The organism is Phytohabitans rumicis, assembly GCF_011764445.1.
GTDB classification, from domain to species: Bacteria; Actinomycetota; Actinomycetes; order Mycobacteriales; family Micromonosporaceae; genus Phytohabitans; species Phytohabitans rumicis.
Genome location: NZ_BLPG01000001.1, coordinates 6,896,589 through 6,917,224, shown reverse-complemented (window position 1 = coordinate 6,917,224; position 20,636 = coordinate 6,896,589). Strand labels below are relative to the sequence as shown.

At 72.4% G+C, this 20,636-nt stretch carries 20 protein-coding genes and 3 pseudogenes; 12 read left to right on the top strand and 11 right to left on the bottom strand.

Annotation, left to right across the window (positions count from 1 at the left end; genetic code table 11):
- The first annotated feature begins 60 nt into the window (after positions 1-60).
- The 3 genes and pseudogenes from Prum_RS31485 to glgB all read left to right on the top strand — a co-directional run bounded on the left by Prum_RS31485 (position 61) and on the right by glgB (position 5,317).
- Positions 61-1,955 (top strand): annotated as a pseudogene (locus tag Prum_RS31485) (amylo-alpha-1,6-glucosidase).
- Positions 1,956-2,102: 147 nt separating this feature from the next.
- Positions 2,103-3,434: a glycosyltransferase family 4 protein gene (locus Prum_RS31480; protein ID WP_173079762.1), complete on the top strand. Its 1,332-nt coding sequence runs from the start codon at positions 2,103-2,105 to the stop codon at positions 3,432-3,434.
- On the top strand, positions 3,431-5,317 hold the full coding sequence (glgB, locus tag Prum_RS31475; RefSeq protein WP_246278211.1) for a 1,4-alpha-glucan branching protein GlgB: 1,887 nt from the start codon (positions 3,431-3,433) through the stop codon (positions 5,315-5,317). Before Prum_RS31480 ends, glgB begins: the two co-directional genes overlap by 4 nt.
- 223 nt (positions 5,318-5,540) lie before the next feature.
- Here the strand turns inward: glgB and Prum_RS31470 are convergent, their stop codons facing one another.
- Positions 5,541-5,837, bottom strand: coding sequence for a hypothetical protein (locus Prum_RS31470; protein ID WP_173079761.1), 297 nt, complete (start codon positions 5,835-5,837; stop codon positions 5,541-5,543).
- Between the two features lie 57 nt (positions 5,838-5,894).
- Between Prum_RS31470 and Prum_RS31465 the strand changes: the two genes are divergently transcribed.
- The gene (locus Prum_RS31465; RefSeq protein ID WP_173079760.1) at positions 5,895-6,068 is read left to right on the top strand and encodes a hypothetical protein; all 174 of its coding nucleotides are present in this window, start codon (positions 5,895-5,897) and stop codon (positions 6,066-6,068) included.
- Positions 6,069-6,076: 8 nt separating this feature from the next.
- On the opposite strand, the gene Prum_RS31460 is transcribed toward Prum_RS31465, so the two are convergent.
- The 5 genes from Prum_RS31460 to Prum_RS31440 are packed head-to-tail and all read right to left on the bottom strand — an operon-like array spanning position 6,077 to position 10,733.
- Positions 6,077-6,262, bottom strand: coding sequence for a hypothetical protein (locus tag Prum_RS31460; protein ID WP_173079759.1), 186 nt, complete (start codon positions 6,260-6,262; stop codon positions 6,077-6,079).
- 41 nt (positions 6,263-6,303) lie between these two features.
- On the bottom strand, positions 6,304-7,098 hold the full coding sequence (locus Prum_RS31455; protein WP_218577413.1) for an ABC transporter permease: 795 nt from the start codon (positions 7,096-7,098) through the stop codon (positions 6,304-6,306).
- A 2-nt stretch (positions 7,099-7,100) separates the two neighbouring features.
- Positions 7,101-7,901 carry an ABC transporter permease gene (locus tag Prum_RS31450; protein ID WP_173079757.1) on the bottom strand — a complete coding sequence of 267 codons (801 nt, stop codon included), beginning with the start codon at positions 7,899-7,901 and terminating at the stop codon, positions 7,101-7,103.
- The gene (locus tag Prum_RS31445; protein WP_173079756.1) at positions 7,898-8,902 is read right to left on the bottom strand and encodes an ABC transporter ATP-binding protein; all 1,005 of its coding nucleotides are present in this window, start codon (positions 8,900-8,902) and stop codon (positions 7,898-7,900) included. The genes Prum_RS31450 and Prum_RS31445 overlap by 4 nt, the downstream gene beginning before the upstream one ends.
- Before the next feature lie 43 nt (positions 8,903-8,945).
- Entirely contained in the window at positions 8,946-10,733 is a 1,788-nt protein-coding gene (locus Prum_RS31440; protein WP_173079755.1) for a serine/threonine-protein kinase, read from the bottom strand.
- Between the two features lie 218 nt (positions 10,734-10,951).
- Between Prum_RS31440 and Prum_RS52190 the strand changes: the two genes are divergently transcribed.
- Positions 10,952-11,620 carry a serine/threonine-protein kinase gene (locus tag Prum_RS52190; protein ID WP_246278210.1) on the top strand — a complete coding sequence of 223 codons (669 nt, stop codon included), beginning with the start codon at positions 10,952-10,954 and terminating at the stop codon, positions 11,618-11,620.
- The gene (locus tag Prum_RS52185; protein WP_246278209.1) at positions 11,527-12,513 is read left to right on the top strand and encodes a serine/threonine kinase C-terminal domain-containing protein; all 987 of its coding nucleotides are present in this window, start codon (positions 11,527-11,529) and stop codon (positions 12,511-12,513) included. The genes Prum_RS52190 and Prum_RS52185 overlap by 94 nt, the downstream gene beginning before the upstream one ends.
- Before the next feature lie 25 nt (positions 12,514-12,538).
- Here Prum_RS52185 and Prum_RS31430 read toward each other — a convergent pair whose 3' ends face one another.
- From Prum_RS31430 to Prum_RS55260, 3 genes and pseudogenes are all read right to left on the bottom strand, one after another.
- On the bottom strand, positions 12,539-13,210 hold the full coding sequence (locus tag Prum_RS31430; RefSeq protein ID WP_173079754.1) for a response regulator: 672 nt from the start codon (positions 13,208-13,210) through the stop codon (positions 12,539-12,541).
- Entirely contained in the window at positions 13,203-13,466 is a 264-nt protein-coding gene (locus Prum_RS55265; protein ID WP_371871394.1) for an ATP-binding protein, read from the bottom strand. Before Prum_RS55265 ends, Prum_RS31430 begins: the two co-directional genes overlap by 8 nt.
- Positions 13,467-13,688: 222 nt before the next feature.
- Positions 13,689-13,894: pseudogene (locus Prum_RS55260) on the bottom strand (histidine kinase); the annotation flags it as partial.
- Between the two features lie 681 nt (positions 13,895-14,575).
- Between Prum_RS55260 and Prum_RS31420 the strand changes: the two are divergent.
- The 6 genes from Prum_RS31420 to Prum_RS31400 all read left to right on the top strand — a co-directional run bounded on the left by Prum_RS31420 (position 14,576) and on the right by Prum_RS31400 (position 18,323).
- Positions 14,576-15,013 carry a DUF1707 domain-containing protein gene (locus Prum_RS31420; RefSeq protein WP_173079753.1) on the top strand — a complete coding sequence of 146 codons (438 nt, stop codon included), beginning with the start codon at positions 14,576-14,578 and terminating at the stop codon, positions 15,011-15,013.
- A gap of 37 nt (positions 15,014-15,050) precedes the next feature.
- Positions 15,051-15,860 (top strand): metal-dependent hydrolase, encoded by an 810-nt coding sequence (locus tag Prum_RS31415; protein WP_173079752.1) that lies wholly within the window; start codon positions 15,051-15,053, stop codon positions 15,858-15,860.
- The gene (locus Prum_RS31410) at positions 15,748-16,749 is read left to right on the top strand and encodes an amidohydrolase family protein (protein WP_308785391.1); all 1,002 of its coding nucleotides are present in this window, start codon (positions 15,748-15,750) and stop codon (positions 16,747-16,749) included. The genes Prum_RS31415 and Prum_RS31410 overlap by 113 nt, the downstream gene beginning before the upstream one ends.
- On the top strand, positions 16,739-17,146 hold the full coding sequence (locus tag Prum_RS31405) for an ASCH domain-containing protein (protein ID WP_218577412.1): 408 nt from the start codon (positions 16,739-16,741) through the stop codon (positions 17,144-17,146). Before Prum_RS31410 ends, Prum_RS31405 begins: the two co-directional genes overlap by 11 nt.
- A complete protein-coding gene (locus Prum_RS49830; RefSeq protein WP_218577411.1) occupies positions 17,143-17,322 on the top strand; it encodes a hypothetical protein in 180 nt (59 codons plus the stop codon). The genes Prum_RS31405 and Prum_RS49830 overlap by 4 nt, the downstream gene beginning before the upstream one ends.
- 398 nt (positions 17,323-17,720) lie before the next feature.
- Positions 17,721-18,323: an SRPBCC family protein gene (locus tag Prum_RS31400; RefSeq protein ID WP_173079750.1), complete on the top strand. Its 603-nt coding sequence runs from the start codon at positions 17,721-17,723 to the stop codon at positions 18,321-18,323.
- Between the two features lie 161 nt (positions 18,324-18,484).
- Here Prum_RS31400 and Prum_RS31395 read toward each other — a convergent pair whose 3' ends face one another.
- Together Prum_RS31395 and Prum_RS31390 are read right to left on the bottom strand one after the other, a co-directional pair.
- Positions 18,485-19,078: a nucleotidyltransferase family protein gene (locus Prum_RS31395; RefSeq protein WP_173084358.1), complete on the bottom strand. Its 594-nt coding sequence runs from the start codon at positions 19,076-19,078 to the stop codon at positions 18,485-18,487.
- Between the two features lie 45 nt (positions 19,079-19,123).
- Positions 19,124-20,611: pseudogene (locus Prum_RS31390) on the bottom strand (bifunctional 3'-5' exonuclease/DNA polymerase); the annotation flags it as partial.
- Between the last annotated feature and the right edge of the window lie 25 nt (positions 20,612-20,636).

The window sequence follows — 20,636 nt, the reverse complement described above, 5'->3', positions numbered from 1 at the left end:
CACTGCACCATTGTCGCGGTGACGTGTTACAACCATCGTCACCTACCCGAATGGAGCCTAATGATCGATATCGGGTTCGGACCCCAGGTATGCGGAGATCTCTCGGCCGGTGCCGCGAAAGAGTGGTTGCTCACCGACGGCCGCGGCGGCTACGCCATGGGTACGGTGTCCGGCCTGCGCACCCGTCGGTACCACGCCCTTCTCGTGGTCGCCGGCAATACTCCCGCAGCACGCCACGCCGGCCTGGTGGGGCTGGACCCGATTGTGACCCTCGCCTCGGGCGCCCAGGTGCGCCTCGGCACCCACGAGTGGGCCTCCGGCGCGGTCGAGCCCAAGGGTCATGAGCTGCTCGAACGCTTCGACCTGGCGGACGGGCTGCCGCGCTGGCGCTGGCGGATCGGCGACGTCGTGTTGGAGCGTGAGATCGCCATGACGTACGGCCGCCCGGGCGTGGCGGTCGTGCACCGGCTCATCTCCGGCGGCCCGATCCGGCTCGCCCTCGACGCGCTGTGCACGTGGCGGGACGCGCACGGCGAGCGGTACGCCGACGGGCCCCCGCCCCGGGTCGTCCCGACCGCGGACGGGGCGACCGTGGAGCAGTCGTACCGGATGGCCGGTCCGGGCTGGACCCCCACCGGCCAGTGGTGGCGCGGCGCCCATCACCGCGCGGAGGCCGGGCGCGGCCTCCCGCCGCAGGAGGATCTCTGGTACGCGGGGCGGTTCGGCGCCGCCCTCGACGCCCCGGGGACACCCTGGAGGTGCTCGCCTGGGCCGGCGACCTCGACGACCGGCCAGCGGCCGGCACCACCATAGACAACGCCCGGGAGCGGCACCGCGCGCTGATGGCCGCCGGTCCCGACCCGGTCGGCGCGACGCTCGCGCTGGCCGCCGACGCGTTCATCGTGCGCACCCCGGCCGGGCCGGACGTGGTGGCCGGCTACCCGTGGTTCGGTGCGTGGTCGCGGGACACGATGACCGCGTACGAAGGGCTCTTCCTGGCCACCGGGCGCGCCGAGGAGGGCCGGGAGTTGCTGCGGTCGTACGCGGGCACCCTGTCGGAGGGGATGCTCGCCAACACGGCCGACACCGGCAGCGTCGAATACAACACCTGCGACGCGACGCTGTGGTTCCTGCACGCGGTCGACCGGCACGTGGCCACGACCGGCGACACCGACCTGGCCGCGGAGCTGCTGCCCGCCCTGCGTGGCGTGGTCGACGCCCACCTTAAGGGCACCCGGTACGGCATCCGCGTCGACCCGGCCGACGGACTGCTCACCCAGGGCGCGCCCGGCGAGGCGCTGACCTGGATGGACGCCCGCGTGTACGGGGTGCCGGTGACCGCGCGCGCCGGCAAGCCGGTGGAGGTGAACGCGCTGTGGGTCAACGGGCTCGCCGCGATCGCCGAGTTGGCCGCCGGCACCAACCAGGATCCCGGCGCCGCCCCCGCCGCGCTGTCGAAGGCGCTGGCGAGTTTCCGCGCCCGGTACCCATCGCCGGCCGGGTGGCTGTATGACGTACTCGATGGGCCCGGTGGAAACGACATGGCGCTGCGGCCGAATCAGCTCCTGGCGTGGTCGCTGCCGCATGCCCCGCTCGGGGCGGATCTGGCCGCGCTCCGCGCGGCCGGCGCGGCGCTGCTGACCCCGCTCGGGCCGCGCAGCCTGGCGCCGGACGCGGCCGGATACGTCGGACAACATCGCGGTGGTCCGGCGCAGCGGGATGGCGCATATCACCAGGGCACGGTGTGGCCGTGGCTGCTGGGACCATTTGCCGACGCGAGCCGGCGGGCGGGCAGGCAAATTGGCGAGTTGTTCACCGGTATCGAGTCTCATTTGCCCGAGTTTGGCCTAGCATCCGTAAGCGAAACCGCCGACGGGCAAGCGCCCCACGCCGCGACCGGTTGCCCTTTTCAGGCATGGTCCGTGGCGGAGGTCCTGCGCGCGCGACGGTTTTGATCGGTGCGCGTTACAGGCCCGCAACGATGGTGTCTTCACTGGTTTTCCCGGGACCGGCACGATTGGTCCTAACCCGACGACGTGAAGGCACCCGGTGCGGTGTCTATACGCGCGTGCGCAGGGGGAAGACTTTTAGGGGGCGGGCCAATGACACCAACAGGCGACGTAATCGAGATCCGAACGCCCCGCCGGCAGCGGGTGCTGATGCTGTCCTGGGAGTACCCGCCGGTCGTGGTCGGAGGGCTCGGCCGGCACGTGCACGCCCTGTCCACATCGCTCGCCGCCGCCGGACACGAGGTCACCGTCGTCACCCGCCACGCGCCGGGGGCGCCCCTTGAGGAGTACGCCGACGGCGTACGCATCGTCCGCGCTCCCGAAGACCCACCGCTCTTCCCGCTCGCCACCCCTTCCCTGCTCGCCTGGACCATGGCGTTCAACCACACGCTCACCCGCGCGGCCCTGCGCGCGGCCGAGTCCGGCGAGTACGACGTCATCCACGCCCATGACTGGCTCGTCACGCACACCGCGGTCACCCTCAAAGAGCACCTCGACCTTCCCCTGGTCGCCACCATCCACGCCACCGAAGCCGGCCGCCACCAGGGCTGGCTCCCCGACGAGATGAACAAGTGCATCCACTCCGTCGAGTGGTGGCTCGGCCAGGAGGCGTGCCGCGTCCTGGTCTGCTCCGAGTACATGAAGTGGGAGGTCAGCCGCCTGCTGGAGCTGCCCGCCATGCGCGTCGAGGTCATCCCCAACGGCGTCGACGACCGCGTCTGGCAGGCCCAACCCCGCGCCGTCGCCGCGGCCAGGTCCAGGTTCGCCGGCGACGGCCCGCTGGTCGGATTCGCCGGCCGGCTGGTGTACGAGAAGGGCGTGCAGCATCTCGTCCACGCCATCCCGCAGTTGCGCGACCAGCACCCCGGGCTGCGTGTCGTCATCGCCGGCGACGGGCCGTACCGCGAAGAACTGCTGGAGGCCACGCACCGGCTCGACCTGACCCACACGGTGAGCTTCGCCGGCTTCATGAACGAGCAGCAGCTGCCCGCCGTCCTCGCCGCCACCGACGCCACCGTCGTGCCGAGCCTCTACGAGCCGTTCGGCATGGTGGCCCTGGAGGCGGCCGCCGCCGGCGCCCCGCTCGCCGTGTCCGCCACCGGCGGTCTCGCCGAGATCGTCGAGCCGGGCGTGACCGGCGTGACGTTCCCGCACAGCGACCCGGACGCGCTCGCCGGCGCGGTCGGCACCCTGCTCGGCGACCAGATCTTCGCCCGGCGGGTCGCCAAGCAGGCCCGCACGATGGTGACCGAGCGGTACGGCTGGTCCACGATCGCGGCCCGCACCGCCGCCGCGTACGCCTCGGCCGAACGGGAGTCGTCCGTGTTCAACACCCGCCAGGCCGAGGCGCTGCTCGGCGAGGGCCGCGCGAAGGTCATCGTGCCCGAGGGCAACCTGCTCGCACTGGACGGAGCCGCATCTTGACTGCTGTCCTGCCGGCCACCCTGCCGGCGCAGTTCGCGCCGGCCCAACCCCTCATCGGCGAACTCGACCAATACCTCTTCTCCCAGGGCCGGCACGAACGGCTCTGGGAGTTGCTCGGTGCGCACCCCCGCCCCGGCGGCTGCCTCTTCGCGGTGTGGGCGCCCAACGCCCGCGAAGTCCGCGTCATCGGCGACTTCACCGGCTGGGGCCCGTACGACGGGATCGTCCTGGAGCCGCTGGGATCCAGCGGCATCCGGGCCGGCTTCGTGCCGGGCGTCCGGGCGGGGCAGCGGTACAAGTACCGGATCCACGGCGCGGACGGCCGCTGGACCGATCGCGCGGATCCGTTCGCTTTCTTCGCCGAGTGCCCGCCGCGCACCGCGTCCATTGTGTATTCGTCGTCGTACGCGTGGGGCGACGGTGACTGGATGGCGTCCCGCCCGACCGACCATCACGCCCGGCCCATGTCCGTCTACGAGGTGCACCTGGGCTCGTGGCGGCCCGGCCTGTCGTACCGCGAACTCGCCGACGAGTTGGTGTCCTATGTGGCCGATCTCGGCTTCACCCACGTGGAGCTGATGCCGGTCGCCGAGCACCCGTACGGCCCGTCGTGGGGCTACCAGGTCACCGGCTACTACGCGCCCACCTCCCGCTTCGGCACCCCGGACGACTTCCGCTACCTCGTCGACCGGCTGCACCAGGCCGGCATCGGCGTCCTGCTGGACTGGGTGCCCGCCCACTTCCCCAAGGACGAATGGGCCCTCGCCAACTTCGACGGCACCGCGCTGTACGAGCACCCCTGGTCCGGGGAGCACCCCGACTGGGGCAGCCTCATCTTCAACTACGGCCGGAACGAGGTGCGCAACTTCCTGCTCGCCAACGCGCTGTACTGGCTTTCGGAGTTTCACATCGACGGGCTGCGCGTCGACGCGGTCGCCTCGATGCTGTACCTCGACTACTCGCGCAACGACGGCGAGTGGGCGCCCAACGCGTACGGCGGCAACGAGCACCTGGAGGCCATCTCGCTGCTCCGTACGCTGAACGAGACGGTCTACCGCCTGTACCCCGGCACGGTGATGATCGCGGAGGAGTCTACGGCGTGGCCCGGCGTATCCCGGCCCGTCGACTGGGGCGGCCTCGGCTTCGGCCTGAAGTGGAACATGGGCTGGATGCACGACACGCTCGAGTACATCTGCCGCGATCCGATGTACCGCAAGTACCACCACGACCAGCTGACCTGGCCCACGGTGTACGCCTTCGACGAGCAGTTCCTGCTGCCGATCAGCCACGACGAGGTGGTGCACGGCAAGGGGGCGCTGATCGCCAAGATGCCCGGCGACTGGTGGCAGAAGCAGGCCGGGTTGCGGGGGTTCCTGGCGTACCAGTGGGCGTTCCCCGGCAAGCAGCTGCTCTTCATGGGCTGCGAGCTGCTCGACGAACGCGAGTGGAGTGAGCAGGCCGGGCTGAACTGGTCGCTGCTGGCGAACTCCGAAGGCATCCGCGACCTGCTGCGCGACCTGAACCGGACGTACCGCTCGTCGCCCGCGCTGTGGTCGCAGGACACGTCGCCGGACGGGTTCCGCTGGATCGCCTGGGACGACTGGCAGCAGAACGTGCTGTCGTTCATCCGGTACGGAACGGACGGGTCGATGGTCGCCTGCGTGGTCAACTTCTCCGGCGTACCCCGCCGCGACTACCGCATCGGCCTACCCGCCGCCGGGAGGTGGGAGGAGATCCTCAACACCGACGCCGAGTGCTACGGCGGCGCGGGGGTCGGCAACTGCGGCGCCGTCAACGCGGAGCCCATCGAGTCCCACGGCCACCCGAACTCCGCCGCCGTCCACGTAGGCGCCTACGCCGCCGTCTGGCTGAGGCTCGCCTGAGGCGTGCCCTCTCCCCCGTTTTCCCGTCGATCAAGGGCAAATGGTCGTGCTTTGATCACCAAACCACGACCATATGCCCTTGATCGACGCGAAATCCTTGATCGACGCGGCGCGCCTACCGGCGCTGGCCGCTGCCAGGGTCCTGGCAGCGTCGAGCATGCCCAGCTGGTTTGTGAACATTTAGTGCTGCTGGAGCGACGGTAAACGTTCACAAACCCCGGGCTCAACCGCTCGCGGCTCGGTGGACGACGTCGAAGACGGCCACAACCGGCTCCGCACCCGCGTCGCGGAAGATCTTGACAGCGGCCGGGGTGTCGACGGAGCGGCGGTACTCCTCCCACTGCTCGCGGCTGCGCCAGAGCGTGACGATCCGCCACTCGTTGCCCTCGCCACGCACGAGCGCCGTGTGGATGACCATGTGCGGCAATGTGGCCGTCGCCTGCCGATACGCCTCGGTCACCGGGGCCTCGGCGCCGGACGGCAGCGTCGCCGAGGTCACGGAGAGTACATGACCACTCATGACATGACGATAACCGCAGGGACAGCGCAGACTACGAGAACTTGGCAGGATGCCAGCATGACCGAGGCTCGCACCCTTCCCCATCGATCCCGGCTGGCGCTGCTGGCGCTCGCCGCCATCCTGGCGCTGCTCGGCGCGCTGCTGCTCGCCGGTGCTCAGGCAAGCGACCCCGGCGCCGGCAGCGCCTCGCTCGCCACAGGCACCGTCAAGCCGAAGCCGCCGCCCCGCTGACCTAGGGCCTAGTTGCGCCCCTGGTTCTCAGGGTTGTTCCCATCTTCAGGGTATTTCCCATCGGCGATCACTATGGCGGACGTGTCGGTCGGCCCGACCCGCAGGCCCGCCGACCCTCCCAGAGCCAGGGCCGCGACCAAGGGCAGCACAAGGGCGGCGACAACCCGCGCTGGGGAAACGGCATCGGTTTTCATCGAACCCTCCTCGCGTCGGCCGCGACGCTACCAAGCCGTCGCTACACGCTGCCCATGCCCTTGTAGTGGCGCAGGCTGAAGGACCAGAGTCGGCGCGCCGCCAGATACGCCACCAGCCCGACCACTGGCGCCCCGACCGCCAGCCACTCCGGCACCGCCAGCGTGTCCAGGTGGCCGGTCAGCACCGCACATGGCAGGTACGCCACGAACGCCAGCGGCAGCACGAACGTCAGCGCGTCCCGCACCAGGCCCGGCAGGATGTGCAGCGGATAGCTGCCGAACGCGGTCATCAGCTCATCCAGCCACAGCATGAAGTACGAGGTGGCCGGCCCGTGCAGGGCGGCGCTGGAGACGGCGGTGGCGATGGCGCCCTCCATCAGTACGCCGCCGGCGAGCGCGATGAGCAGGTACCCGACCCGCCAGGGTGTCCAGTCGAGGCCGACCGCCCACAGCGCGCCCACGAAGAGGCTGAGCGCCACCAGCAGGTCGCCGACCGCGTTCACGTTGAAGAACGCGAGTTGGACCTGCCGGTGCACGGGCATCGGCCGCAGCAGGAACGCGTCGATCTGCCCCATCTGCACGAGGATGGACACCCAGCTGGCCCGGCCCAGGATGAGCACGTACAGGCCGTGGCTGAGCAGCCGCATGCTGGCCATCAGCAGGACGTCGGCGCTGTTCCAGCCGCCCAGCCCGGGAAAGCGCACCAGCAGCACGGTCGCGAACACCACGACCGACACCTGCCAGGCGGCGCCGACCCCGACGGCGAGCAGGAACTCGGTCCGGTACTCCAGCCGGGCCTTGAGGTTGAGCATGGTGATACGCCAGATGAGTCGCACGGTCATCCTCCTTGGACGGTGACCTGGTCGGCCGCCTTGCGCCACAGCCGCCGGTTGAGCAGGGCCAGCAGCGCGCACCACACGAGCTGCACCGCGATCAGGCGCGGCGCGTCGCCCGCGGGCAACCGTCCGATATAGAGCGACAGGGGTACGTCCAGCGTGTACCGGAACGGCAGGAACGAGCTGATCGTCAGGAACCAGTCGGGGAAGAACCACAGCGGCGCGATGACCCCGGAGAGCAGGTTCTGCAGGAAGCGCAGGATCTGCAGGGCGGCGCTGTTCTGCAGGGTCCAGAAGCACAGCAGGTCCACGGCGAGCAGCAGCTCGTACATGATGACCTGGGCGAAGAGCAGGCTGACCGCGAACGCCACGGCGGCGCTGGCCGAGACCGGTTTGCTGACCGCCCCGGCGGCGAGGCAGATGGCGTACCCGGCGAGCACCCAGGCGAACCCGTACACCTGGTCGCCGAGCGCGCGGATCAGGTAGTAGCGGCGCGGCGAGACCGGGCGCAGGAACCAGTACAGGATCGTGCCCTCCTGCACGTGTTGCAGCAGGGAGTCGCGGGCGGCGAAGCGGTCCAGGCCGCGGATCTGGGTGGACAGGACGGCCAGCACGGCGTACGTGACGGCCTGGTCGCGGCCCAGCCCGGCGGTGGTCTCCACGTTGGCGTACAGGGCCCGCCACAGGCAGTAGACGAGGAAGGCGTGGCCGGCGAGGCGTACGGCGGTGGCGGTGATCCGGGTGGGCTGGACCAGCTCGCCGAGCGGCGTGACCCGGGCGGCCCGCCAGGCGGTTGTCGTCATGCCGGCACGTCCAGGTCGGAGCGATGCTGCAGGTAGGCGAGGCGCATCACGTCTTCGAGGTCGTTCTCCTCGATGGCCAGGTCGGTGATCGCGTACCGCTCGATGATGCGGCGCAGCGCGTCCTGCGGGCTGGTCGCGCCGTCCCCGGGCCCGAAGACGAACCGCGGCCCATCCTGCCGCAGCACCCGAAGGCCGGGCACCTCCACGTCGCCGGTGGCCGGCGGCTCGGCGAGCGTCACGTGCACCTGCCAGGTGTCACCGAACCGCGTACGCAGCTCGGCCAGGGAGCCGTCGAAGACCAGCCGGCCGTGGTTGATCAGGACCATCCGCTCGGCGAGCTTGTCGACCTCGGTCATGTCGTGCGTGGTGAGCACGACGGTCCGGCCGCGCTTGTCCACCTGGTACCGCAGGAACTCCCGGACCTGCTCCTTGACCACGACGTCCATGCCGATGGTGGGCTCGTCGAGGAAGACGATCCGCGGGTCGTGCAGCAGCGCGGCGGCCAGGTCGCAGCGCACCCGCTGGCCCAGGGACAGGTGCCGCACCCGGGTGTCCCAGAACTCGGACAGCTCCAGCAGCTCGTCGAACTCGCGCAGCCGGCGGCGGTAGTCCTCGGCGTTCACGTTGAAGATGTCCCGCAGGATGGCGAGCGACTCGCGGGCCGGCAGGTCCCACCACAGCTGCGTACGCTGCCCGAACACCGCGCCGATGTTGCGGGCGTTGCGCTCCCGGTCGCGGTGCGGGGCGATCCCGGCGACCTCGACCTCGCCGGAGCTGGGCACCAGGATCCCGGTCAGCATCTTGATCGTGGTCGACTTGCCGGCACCGTTCGGTCCGAGGAAGGCGAGCAGTTCGCCCTCGTCGACCGAGAAGGACACGCCGTCGACCGCGGTCTTGGCCGCCCGCGCGGGCGCGACCAGGGAGGTCAGGCCGCCGATGAAGCCGGGCCGGCGCACGATGGTGTGGAAGATCTTGGTCAGGTCCCGCGCGACGATGTTCACCCGAAGATCATCGCGGCCCGCGCCGGACTCCGCGACACATTTCCTAACCGTTGGAAAAAGCGCGAACCTCCACGTTGGTGTACGCGACGGTGAACGGGGGCTCGTGGTCCTGGGTGTCCGCGTAGATGCCGAGCTGCATCCGGCCGGCCTTGAACGTCGAGTCCTGGACCATGCCGACCGGCTGGCCGTCGCGCTCCAGCGCGATGGTCGAGCCTTGCACCGTGGCGGAGATGCGGACGGTCGTGTCGGGCGGGATCGGGCTGGCGAACGGCAGCGTACGCAGCGGCGTCACGGTGATCCCGTCGCCGACGCCGTGGGTGGCCACGTGCAGGCCCTCCGGGCAGATCCGCACCAGGTAGCCGGAGAGGTGACCGGCGTTGGGCGCGAACCGGAGCCACAGGGCGCCGCAGCTGCCCGGCGTACCGAGCCGGACGTCCACCGCGACCGTGAAGTCGGTGAGCTGGTCCATCGGACCCGGGCACCGGTACGGGCCCAGCTTGCCGCGGGTGACCACCAACGCGTCGTCGAACAGGCAGGTGGTGAGCTGGGCCGGGTCGTCGCGGTTCAGCCACAGCTTCGGCGCGGTCAGCGGGTCCTGGGCGATCAGCTGGGTGGCCCGCGGCGAGCCGGTCGCCAGGGGTGCGGAGGTCGGCGGCGAGGACGGCGGGGCCGACGGCGTGGTGGACGGGCTCGCGTCGCCGGCGAGCGGAAGCACACCGGTGACGACGCCGAGCACGGCCAGCGACGTCGCGAGCGCGGTGGCGGCCAGTGCCCCGTTCGCGATGCGGCCCCAGGATCTGCGGGGAGCCGGCGGCGCCGGCTTCGGCTGGACAGCGGGCCGCACGATCTCCGTCGGCCCCGCCGCCACGGTGGCCAGCTCATCGGGTACGGCGGCCGCCGTCAGCTGGGCGGCCGGCTGCTGGTCGGTGGCGGCCTGCGCCTCCTCGGCGGCGACCAGCAGCGCCGGCTGCTCGGCGAGCGCGGCGGCCAGGGCCGGCGACCGGAGCGGGTCGGTGCTCAGGAGCAGGTCGAGCAGGTCGCGGGAGGTGGGCCGGGCGGCCGGGTCCTTGGCCAGCGCCCGCTCCACCAGACCGCGCAGCGGCGGGGCCAGCACGCCCAGGTCCGGCGGCTGGGTGAGGATCCGGGCGGCCTGCGCGGGCGGCGAGTCGGCCGCGAACGGCGACCGGCCGGTCCCGGCGTACGCGACGACGGCGCCCCACGCGAAGACGTCGGCGGCCGCGGTCAGGTCGCCCGCGCCGGGACCGAACCGCTCCGGCGCCATGTATCCCACCGTGCCGACCATCTGGTCCGGACCGGTGTGCTCGCTGGTCGCCTCCATCGCCTGCGCGATCCCGAAGTCGATCACCTTCGGGCTGCCCGGGGCGAGGAGCACGTTGCTCGGCTTCAGATCCCGGTGGATCACGCCCGCGCCGTGGATCGCGGTCAACGCGGTCGCCACCCCGATCGCCAGGCCGTGCAGGTTCGCCGGCGTCAGCGGACCCCGCTCCGCGACCACCGCCGACAGGCTCGGGCCGTCCACGTACTCCACGACAAGATAGGGCTGCTCGTTGTCCGGGTCGGCGTCCAGCACCTCCGCCGTACAGAACGGAGGCACCTGCCGGGCCCGGTTGACCTCGCTGCGAAACCGGCGCCGGAACTGGTCGTCGCGCGCCAACTCTCCCCGGATGACCTTGACGGCCACCTGCCGGCCATCCGGATCACGAGCCAGATAGACCGTGCCCATCCCGCCCTCGCCGAGCCGCCCCTCCAGCTCGTACCGGCCCAGCCTTCGAGGGTCGCCCGCGTACAGCGGCGCCGCCCGAGAATCCATCGTTGCTGTCCCCCCGCAATGAAGCGCTCCCGGAAGAGATTGAAGACCACCGCGATCGGCACCGCAACCAGCCCGCTGACCTAACGGTCACCGACGGGTCCGCCCTTTGGACTAGGTTTCACGTTTCGGGGGTAGTTTGTTATTGATACGTAACGTTCTATCCGCCTCGGCTGCATATGGTGGTGGGCCGGGGAGCGTACTGGGGGAACCTTGTGTCCGTGTGGCGAGCACTGATCGCCGAGCGGTACAGCTTGATCAAGCCGGTCGGCACTGGTGGCATGGGCCGCGTCTGGCTCGCGCGCGACGAGATGCTGCGCCGCGAGGTGGCGGTCAAAGAGGTCGTGCCGCCGGAGTGGATGACGCCCGACGAGCGTGACCTGCTGCGCGAGGTGACGATCCGCGAGGCGCGCGCGGCCGCGCAGCTCAACCACCCCAACGCGGTGCAGATCTACGACGTCGTCTACGCCGAGGGCCGGCCGTGGATCGTCATGGAGTACGTCCGCTCCCGGTCGCTGCACGAGGTCGTCCAGCAGGACGGGCCGCTCCCCCCGCACCGGGTCGCCCAGATCGGCCTGGCCGTCCTGTACGCCCTGCGCGCCGCCCACCAGGCCGGCGTCCTGCACCGGGACGTCAAGCCGCACAACGTGCTCATCGCCGAGGACGGCCGGGTGGTGCTCACCGACTTCGGCCTGGCGACATTCGACGGCGGCGACGGGGCGATGACCCGCGCCGGGCTGATCATGGGCTCCCCCAGTACGTGGCGCCCGAGCGGGCCAGCGACGGTGTGTCCACTGTGGAGACCGACCTGTGGTCGCTGGGCGCAACGCTTTTCGCGGCCGTGGAGGGCCGCTCGCCGTACGCGCGGTCCACCACGATGGCCACCCTGACTGCCCTGGCGACCGCCCCGCCCGACCCCGCGCCCCGGGCCGGCGCGCTGCGCCCCGTGCTCGGCGGCCTGCTGCGCAAGGACCCGCGGCACCGGCTCACCGCCGAGGAGGCCGAACGCCTGCTGCGCCGGGCCGCGACACCGCCCGCGGGGACGACGCCGGCGCGTACCCGGCGGCTGCCCCTGCCCCGCCGCACCACCGAGCACGTCCGGCCGGAGTTCCCCGCGGGCAACCCGCACCGCCGCCGGCGCTACCTGGCCGCGGGCGCCGCCGCCGCGGTGGTGGCGACCCTGGTCACGGTCGGCGTCGCGGTGCTCCTCGACACCGGCGGGGAGCGCGGCACGGCACGGCTGGCGGCGATCGGTGGCGCGTCCGCACCCGCCGGCGGCGCGGGCGCGGGCAGCGCGATGCCGTGCGGCTCCCCGCCCACCGGCCCCGGCCAGACCCGCCCGCCCGTGCCCGCCACCCACCGGTACGCGCTGGCCGACGGCTTCGTGTGGCACGCCGACCCGACCGGCTTCGAGATGGCCGCGCCGGCGACCTGGACGTACTTCCGGGACGGCGACGTGGTGTGCTTCCGCGAGCCCGGCGGGCCCCGGCTGCTCGCCGTCGACACCGAGCCCGACCTGATCGGCGACGCGGTCGCGCACTGGAAGTTCGAGGAGAAGCGGGTGACCGCCACCGGCGGCCTGTCCGGCTACAGCCGGGTCGCGATCCTGCCCAACCGCTACTTCGCCGGCGGCGCCGACTGGGACTGCACCTGGACCAACACCAAGGGCGACCGCCTGCGCGCCCGGCAGGAGCTCTTCCGCACCGCCCCCGGTCTGGCCTACACCATCATCTGGATCACCCGCGACCTGGACTGGCCCGGCGCGCTCCCCAGCTACGGATGATCAACGCCAGCTTCACCCCGGCGGGCTAGGCCAGCCAGCCCGGACGGACCAGGCCCGCCTCGTACGCGTAGACCACCAACTGGGCGCGGTCCCGCGCGCCGAGCTTGACCATCGCGCGGCTCACGTGGGTCTTCGCCGTCGCCGGGCTCACCACCAGCCGCGCGGCGATCTGCTCGTTCGACAGGCCGGCGCCGACCAGCGCCATCACCTCGCGCTCCCGGTCGGTGAGCTGGTCCAGCGACAGCTCCGGGGTGGCCGGGCGGACCCCGCCGCGCCCGGCGAACTCGGCGATCAGCCGCCGGGTCACCCCCGGCGAGAGCAACGCGTCCCCGGCCGCCACCGCCCGTACGCCGCGCAGCAGCTCCACCGGCTCGGTGTCCTTGACCAGGAACCCGGACGCACCCACCCGCAACGCCTCAAACAAGTACTCGTCCAACTCAAACGTAGTAAGGATGACAATCCGCGTGGCGACCAACCCCGGATCGGCAACGATCCGCCGGGTCGCCTCCAACCCGTCCACGCCCGGCATCCGGATATCCATCAACACCACGTCGGGCCTGGTCACCGCGGCCAACCGGACCGCCTCGACGCCGTCCGCCGCCTCCCCCACGACGGCGATATCCGGCTCCGCGTCCAGCAACGCACGGAAGCCCGCGCGCACCAGCGCCTGGTCGTCGGCCAACAGAACGTCAATCACGCGCACCCTCCCAGGGCAGGGTCACCGCCACGCGGAACCCACCGCCGTCCACCGGGCCCGCGCTCAGCGTGCCGCCGAGCGCCGACGCGCGGGCCCGCATGCCCGCTATCCCGTTGCCCGCCCCTTCCGCCCCGTTGTCCGCCTCCGACGAGGCGGGACCGCCCACCCCGTCGTCCACGACCTCGACGGTAACCACGGTGCCGCCGTACCCGATGGTGACCGTCGCCGTCGCCCCGGCCCCGGCATGCCGGCGCACGTTGGTGAGCGCCTCCTGCACGATCCGGTACGCCGCCCGGTCCACCTCCGCCGGCAGCGGCCGGGCCGTACCCTCCACCACCGTGCGCACCGGCAGCCCGGCGCCCGCGGTCAGGTCGTCCAGCCGGGCCACGGTGGGCGCCGGCGCACGCGGAGCGGCCTCCTCCTCCGGCCGCAACACGCCGAGCACCGACCGCACCTCGCGCAGCGCCTCCGCGCTCGCCGACTTGATCGCGGTGAGCGCCTCCCGCGCCTGCTCGGGCCGCGTGTCCATCAGGTGCAGGCCCACCCCGCCTGCACGTTGATCAGCGACAGGTGGTGACCGAGAACGTCGTGCAACTCCCGGGCGATCCGCAGCCGCTCCTCGCTGGCCTGCCGCCGCTGCTGCTCGGCCCGCGCCTTCTGCTGCTCCGCCCGGTACTTCGCCATCTCGGCGAAGTGCTGCCGGCGTACCCGGGAAGCCTCCGCCAGCAGGACCGCGACGGCGGTGGCCACTCCGACGAGCGCCGCGTGGCCCAACTCCGGGCGGGTGACGGCCAGGTAGCCGGCGTAGCCGGCGAAGGTCAGGCCCCAGGCCGCCGCCCGCGCCCCCGCCCCGACCACGGCGAAGAGCGCGACCAGCGCGGCGAAGAAGTACGGTCCGCGCGGCTCGGCCGCCCACGCCGCGAAGCCGACCGTCGCCGCGACGGCGACGGCGTACACGGGTACCGGGAACTTGAACCGCAACGGCAGGGCGAGCGGGCCGGCGAGCAGCAGGGCGTACCCGACCGCGTCCGGGTCGACGCTGGCCGAGCGGGCGGCGGCGACCTGCACGATGCCGGTCACGATCCCCATGCCGACGGCGCTCTTCGCGTGCCGCGCGGCCTGCCGGTGCGGCTGCCAGCGGCGTTCCGGCGGCCACTCCCAGCGCCTCTCCCAGCGCCTATCGATCCCCACGCCCTGACCGTAGGCCACCGCCCGGCCCCGCGGCATCGGCTCCCGGCGGCGATCGCCCTACCCCGGCGGGCGTACGCGCCGGGGCCGCCTACTCCACGGGGCGTAGCGCGCGGCCCGGCAGATGCCTCCGCCCGCCCGACGCGCACGGCCCGCCGTTTGGGGACCCTCGATGACATGACAGCAACGGGAACCGGCGCCGGCCGCGTACGAGCCTCCGACGCCGAACGCGAACAGATGGCCCACATCCTCCGCGCCGCGATGACCGAGGGGCGGCTCGACCTGACCGAGGGCGAGCAGCGGCTGGCCGCGGCGTACGCGGCGACGTTCCGCGACGAACTGGCCCCGCTCGCCGCGGACCTGCCCGACGGGGGCCGGCGTGCCCTGGCGGAGACGCCCGAGGCGAGAGCGTTCGCCCGGCGGCTGATGCGCCGGCACGTCGGCGGGGTGGCGTTCGTCGCGGTGATCCTCGTCGGCCTGTGGGCGCTGTCCGGGGCGCACTTCTTCTGGCCGGTCATCCCGCTGGCGTTCCTGTTCTTCGGGGTGGCCAGGCACGCGGCCTGGCACCGGCACTACGCGCATCGGAGGATGTGGCACGGGCCACCGTGGCGGTAGTTGAATGTGGACGGTCCCGCTGACACAGTCCCGCGTCATGATGGGACCGTCGCACGCTCTTTCCGGCGCCGCCGTATGGCTGGCGGGTTCGTGGGCCTTGGACAAGTTCGCCGGGTACGAGCAGTCGCCGCTCCTCATCGCGGTCGGCACGGCCGTGTGCGCGGGCGGCGCGCTCTTTCCCGACCTCGACATGTCCGGGAAGGTCACCCGCAACAAAGGCGGCGCGACGGTGGCCCGGACGTTCGGGGTGGCGTCGCTGTTCGTCGCTGAGGTGATCGAGAAGCTGTCCCTCGGCGTCTACCACGCCACCCGGCGCAGCGACGACCCCGACCGGGAGAACGGGCATCGGACGCTGACCCACACGCTGCCGTTCACCGCGCTGGTCGGCTGGGGCACGACGGCACTGTGCACCGCGTACGGCAAGTGGGCCGTCATCGGCATCCTCTTCGTGATGATCGGCCTGGCGCTACGCGGGCTCTTCGACGAGTGGGCCAAGCGGGCCGGCTGGGTGCTCGTCACGCTGATCTCGGCGGCCGCGGCGTACGGCGTGTACCTGCGGCTGCCCGGCGACCGCGGCTACCCCTTGCTCGGCCTGGCCGTGGGCGTCGGCTGTCTGGTGCACCTGCTCGGCGACCTCATCACCCGGGCCGGCGTGCCGCTCCTGTGGCCCATCCCGACCGGGCGGCGGATGTGGCGCATGATCGGCCTGCCGGACTCCATCGCCCTGCGCGCGGGTGGCGCGGTCGAGGTGTACGTCCTGCGCGGCGCGTTCATGGTGGTCTCGCTGCTGGCGGCGACCGGCCTGCTGGCGCCGTCGGTGTTGCGCCGGTTCAATATCGAGGTGTGAACGACTCCGAGGTTCCCGCCTTCTGGCAAGCTCTGGGCCTCCCCGGCCTGGCCGACGTGCACGTGCACTTCCTGCCGCCCCGGATGCTGCGCCGGGTGTGGGCGTACTTCGACGCGGCCGGCCCGCTGGTCGGCGTGGAGTGGCCGATCCGGTACCGCTGGCCGGACGCCGACCGGGTCGCCCACCTCGACAAACTCGGCGTACGCGCGTTCACCGCCCTGGCGTACGCGCACAAACCGGGCATGGCGGCCGACCTCAACGACTGGACGCTCGGCTTCGCCCGCGAGACGCCCGGATGCGTGCCGTCCGCGACGTTCTACCCCGAACCCTCCGTGACTTCGTACGTGTCCTCCGCCGTCTCCTCCGGCGCGCGGGTCTTCAAGGTGCACCTGCAGGTGGGCGGGTTCGACCCGGTGGACCCGCTGCTGGCCCCGTGTGGGGCATGCTCTCCGACGCCGGGATCCCGGTGGTCGTACACGCCGGGCACGCGCCGATGGCCGCCTCGTTCACCGGGCCCGAACCGTTCACCGCGCTGCTGGCGCGGCACCCGCGGCTCACCGCGATCGTGGCCCACATGGGCTCGCCCGACTACTCGACGTTCCTCGACCTGGCCACGAGGTACGAACGGGTAGCGCTGGACACCACGATGGTCTTCACCCCCTTCTTCGACCAACTGGTGCCCTTCCCCCTTGAGGAGCGCCCCAGGCTGCGCGACCTGGGCCAAGCCGGCAAGATCCTCCTCGGCACCGACTTCCCCAACATCCCCTACGAATACGCGGACCAACTCCAGGGCCTGGTGCGCCTGGACCTAGGCGACGCGTGGCTGCGCGCGGTGTGCTGGCACAACCTGTGGTCGACCTTGGGGCTAACTGGTTCCCATGCTCTTTGAGCGGCGACTCCGCGAAGGGATCGCCAGCGGGACCATCACGGCGGCGCTGCGGCGGTGGCGGCGCCCGCAGGTGGTCGCCGGACGGCAGTACCGCACCGGCGCCGGGCTCGTCGAAATGTCCAGTGTGGAGCCGGTAAACCCGCCGGACCTGACGCCGCGAGACGCCCGCGCCGCCGGCTTCCCGAACGTCGCCGCGATGCTCGCCGACCTCGGCGGCCCACCCGATGGGCAGCTCTACCTGCTGCGGTTCCACCGCGTCGACGGCCCCGACCCGCGCGCCGCCCTCGCCGCCGACGACCACCTCGACGGCGCTGGCGTGGCCGCCATCGACCTGCGCCTTGCCCGCCTGGATCACGCCAGCCCGCGCGGCCCTGGACCGCAGCCGCCCTCAAGGTGATCGCCGACCACCCCGGCGTACGCGCCGCCGACCTGGCCGCCTCACTCGGCCGGGACACGCCGACGTTCAAGGCCGACGTACGCAAGCTCAAGGCGCTCGGCCTGACCGAGTCCCTCGAGGTCGGCTACCGCCTAAGCCCCCGCGGCCACACCTACCTAACCCACCGCCCCCTCTAAACGACGGCCCTCTCCACCCTCTCCACCCGCGCCGCCCCGCCCGCGCCGCCCCACCCACCGCGGCGCCCACGCGGGCGCCGCCCGTGCGCGCCGATCAAGGCCCCGCCCGCCGATCAAGGGCCCGCCCGCCGATCAAGGGCATATGGTCGTGCTTTGATCTCTTTTCCACGGCCGTTTGCCCTTGATCGACGCGGAAGTCCTTGATCGGCGCCCGCGGAGCCGGCGCGCGGAGCACGGCCGGCGCGCGGAGCACGGCCGGCGCGCGGAGCAGAGGGCGGCGCGCGTGGGCGGGGCAGCCCCGGTAGGGGCCCCTACTCGCGGGTCACAAGCCGCAACCGCAGCGACACTCACCCTCAAACCCCAACAATCGGTAGTAAGCGGAGAAAGGAGCCACGGACATGATCGAGCAGCAACTGACCGTCGACGCCCCGCGCGACACCGTATGGCGGGCCTTCACCGAGCCGGAGCGGATCCGGGAGTGGTTCGGTTGGGACTATGACGGCCTCGACGCGGAGATCGCATGGATCGTCGGCGACGCCAACCTGGCCGCCGCCCCGGACCGCATCTCGCACAGCGACGGTTCCTACATCGAACTGGCGGGCGAGAGCGGACAAACCACCATAAAAGTCGCATTCCCCGACTCAGTGGAGGTCGAGGAGGGCTGGCGGACGTTCCTTGCCCAACTGCGGTTTCTCCTGGAGACCGCGCCCAGGGGCCGGCGCCGCACCGTCTACCTGACCGGCGAGGCGGCCGGCCCGGCGGTGGCCGCGCTGGCCGAGGGCCGGCCGTGGCACGACGCCCCGCGCCAGCGCAGCGCCGTCGACACCGCCGGCCACCTCGTCGTCGTGACCGCGAACGCGGGCCTGACCAGCGAAGACACCGGCCCGGTGAGCGTTCTCGTCACGACGTACGGGCTGGACGACGCGGCCTTCGACGAGCTGCGCCAGCGGTGGGGCGCCCGGTGGCAGGCCCTCGTGAAGAACCCCGAGGTCACCACTTAGGGCGTGTCTGGTGAATCTTTGTGGGGCTGCGGCGGGCCCAGACGACGACCAGCGGCACCGATCGGAAGGCCACATACAACACCGGTATGCGACCTTCCGCCCGGCACCACCGGCCGCCGCCTGGACCTCGCCTCGCACCCACAAGATCCACCAGACACGCCCTAAGCCCGAGAGCGCTGCGCCGGGATCGTCAGCTTGAACGCCGCCACCGCCTCCGGCCCGTCCAGCCGGGCGCCGTCGGCGATCCGGTCGCACGCCACGTCGAGCACCTCGTGCTTGTGCGCCAGCAGGTACGGCCGGGCCCCCACGTCGGCATGGGCCACCGTGGAGATGCCCGACCAATGCCGCCGGCCGAACAGCATCGGGTAGCTGCGGCGTCCGTCGTAGGTCGCGCAGACAAGCACATCCGGGTACGGCAGGGCCGCTACCCGCCGTACCGCATGCGTGGTGACGCCGGGCATGTCGACCGGCACCACCACGACGGCATCGGCCTCGACGTCGGTCAGGGCATTGAGCCCGACCCGCAGCGACGAGCCGATGCCGGTGCCCCACGCCTTGTCGACGACCACGCTGGCGTCGGCGAGCTCGGCCGCGGCCCGGACCTCGTCGGCGGCCGCACCGAGTACGACGACGATCGGCGCGCAGCCGGCCGCCCGGACCGTGTCGACGGCCCGGTCGACGAGCGGTGTGCCGCCCGTGCGCAGCAGTGCCTCCGGCCCACCGATCCGGCGCCCCCCGCCGGCGGCGATGACCATCCCCGCGATGCATTTCACGCCCATCGATCCTCCCCCTGATGGGACCTACTTGGCGTCGGCGTAACAATCAACGATCGACACGTCGAGGGGGAAGCGGACCGCGGTCGCGCCGAAAAGGAGCTGCCCCGCGCGGGCGGCCGCCCGGTGCACCACCTCGGCGACGTCGCCGGCCCGCCGCTCCGGGCAGTGCACCAGCACCTCGTCGTGCTGGAAGAAGACCAGCTCGGCTCCGGTGCCAGCCAGTTCGTTGCGCAGGATAGCCAGCAGTGTCAAGGCCCACTCCGCGGCGGTGGCCTGGATGACGAAGTTGCGGGTGAACCGGCCGCGCGCCCGGGCCTGGTTGCCCTCGCCCTCCCCCATCGGCACCGAGGACGGCGGGCAGGTGCGGCCCAGCCAGGAGCGGACCAGGCCGCCGCCCTCGCCGGTGCGGGCGGCGGCCTCGACGTACTCGAAGGCGGTTGGGTAGTTGCGCCTGAGCGTGGCGAGCGCCGGGAGCGCCTCGCCGCCGGTCTGGCCGTACATGGCGCCGAGAAGGGCCACCTTGGCGCGCGCCCGGTCGCCGGCGAACGCGTCGGTGGCCAACGCGGCGTACAGGTCGCCGGAGGCCGCCGCGGCGGCGAGCCTATCGTCGCCGGAGACCGCGGCGAGCACCCGCGGCTCGAGCTGGCCGGCGTCGGCGACGACCAGCTTCCAACCCGGGTCGGCGACCACGGCACGCCGTACGACCTTGGGGATCTGCAGCGCTCCCCCGCCCCGGGTGGCCCAGCGGCCGGAGACGACGCCACCCGGCACGTACTCCGGGCGGAACCGTCCACCGTGGACCCACGCGTCCCGCCAGGCCCAGCCGTGTGCGGTCCAGATCCGGTAGAGCTCCTTGTGCTCCAGCAGCAGCGGCACGGCCGGGTGGTCTACGCCGCGCAGCGACCAGGCCCGGGTGTTGGGCAGCTGGATGCCGGCCCGGGTGAAGGCGCGCAGCACCTCGGCCGGCGACTCCGGGTGCAGTTGGCGCACCCCGAACGCGCCGGCGATGCGCGCGCCCAGCTCGGCCAGCCGGCGGGGTGGCCCGCCGACCGGGGACGGCTCGCCGAGCAGCTCGACCAGCAGGGCCTCGTGGATGTCGCCGCGCCACGGCAGCCCGTGGGCGCCCATCTCCACCGCGATCAGCGCGCCGGCCGACTCGGCGGCCACCAGCAGCCGGAACCGGCCTGGGTGCTCGGTGCGGGCGACGCGGGCGCACTGGTCCGCGTACACCTGGGCCAGGATGTCGGGGTCGTCGGCGGCCGGCGGCGCGGCGTCGAAGAGGGCGGCCTGGCCGTCGCCGGGCGGCTCGGCGGCCCGCGGCGGCGGATCGGGCGGCACCGGCGCCCCGGTCAGCCGGGCGTGCGCCGCGGCCAGCGAGCGCGGCTCGCCCCACCGGCCCGCGTGTCCGAGCAACAGCGCCTCGGTCAGCTCGACGTCGTGGCAGCGCTCGACCCGCTCCCCGGTGCGCAGAAGCGGCGGGTAGGAGGTCGCCGTTGACCCCCACACCCGCCGCCCGTCGACCTCCACGGGCGCATTC

What these genes read in the sequence shown, in the direction of transcription:
- Prum_RS31480 (WP_173079762.1), top strand. Translation starts at nt 2,103, where the DNA reads ATGACACCAACAGGCGACGTAATCGAGATCCGAACGCCCCGCCGGCAG.
- Prum_RS31470 (WP_173079761.1), bottom strand. Translation starts at nt 5,837, where the DNA reads ATGAGTGGTCATGTACTCTCCGTGACCTCGGCGACGCTGCCGTCCGGC.
- Prum_RS31465 (WP_173079760.1), top strand. Translation starts at nt 5,895, where the DNA reads ATGACCGAGGCTCGCACCCTTCCCCATCGATCCCGGCTGGCGCTGCTG.
- Prum_RS31460 (WP_173079759.1), bottom strand. Translation starts at nt 6,262, where the DNA reads ATGAAAACCGATGCCGTTTCCCCAGCGCGGGTTGTCGCCGCCCTTGTG.
- Prum_RS31450 (WP_173079757.1), bottom strand. Translation starts at nt 7,901, where the DNA reads ATGACGACAACCGCCTGGCGGGCCGCCCGGGTCACGCCGCTCGGCGAG.
- Prum_RS31440 (WP_173079755.1), bottom strand. Translation starts at nt 10,733, where the DNA reads ATGGATTCTCGGGCGGCGCCGCTGTACGCGGGCGACCCTCGAAGGCTG.
- Prum_RS31420 (WP_173079753.1), top strand. Translation starts at nt 14,576, where the DNA reads ATGACAGCAACGGGAACCGGCGCCGGCCGCGTACGAGCCTCCGACGCC.
- Prum_RS31415 (WP_173079752.1), top strand. Translation starts at nt 15,051, where the DNA reads ATGATGGGACCGTCGCACGCTCTTTCCGGCGCCGCCGTATGGCTGGCG.
- Prum_RS31405 (WP_218577412.1), top strand. Translation starts at nt 16,739, where the DNA reads ATGCTCTTTGAGCGGCGACTCCGCGAAGGGATCGCCAGCGGGACCATC.
- Prum_RS31400 (WP_173079750.1), top strand. Translation starts at nt 17,721, where the DNA reads ATGATCGAGCAGCAACTGACCGTCGACGCCCCGCGCGACACCGTATGG.
- Prum_RS31395 (WP_173084358.1), bottom strand. Translation starts at nt 19,078, where the DNA reads ATGGTCATCGCCGCCGGCGGGGGGCGCCGGATCGGTGGGCCGGAGGCA.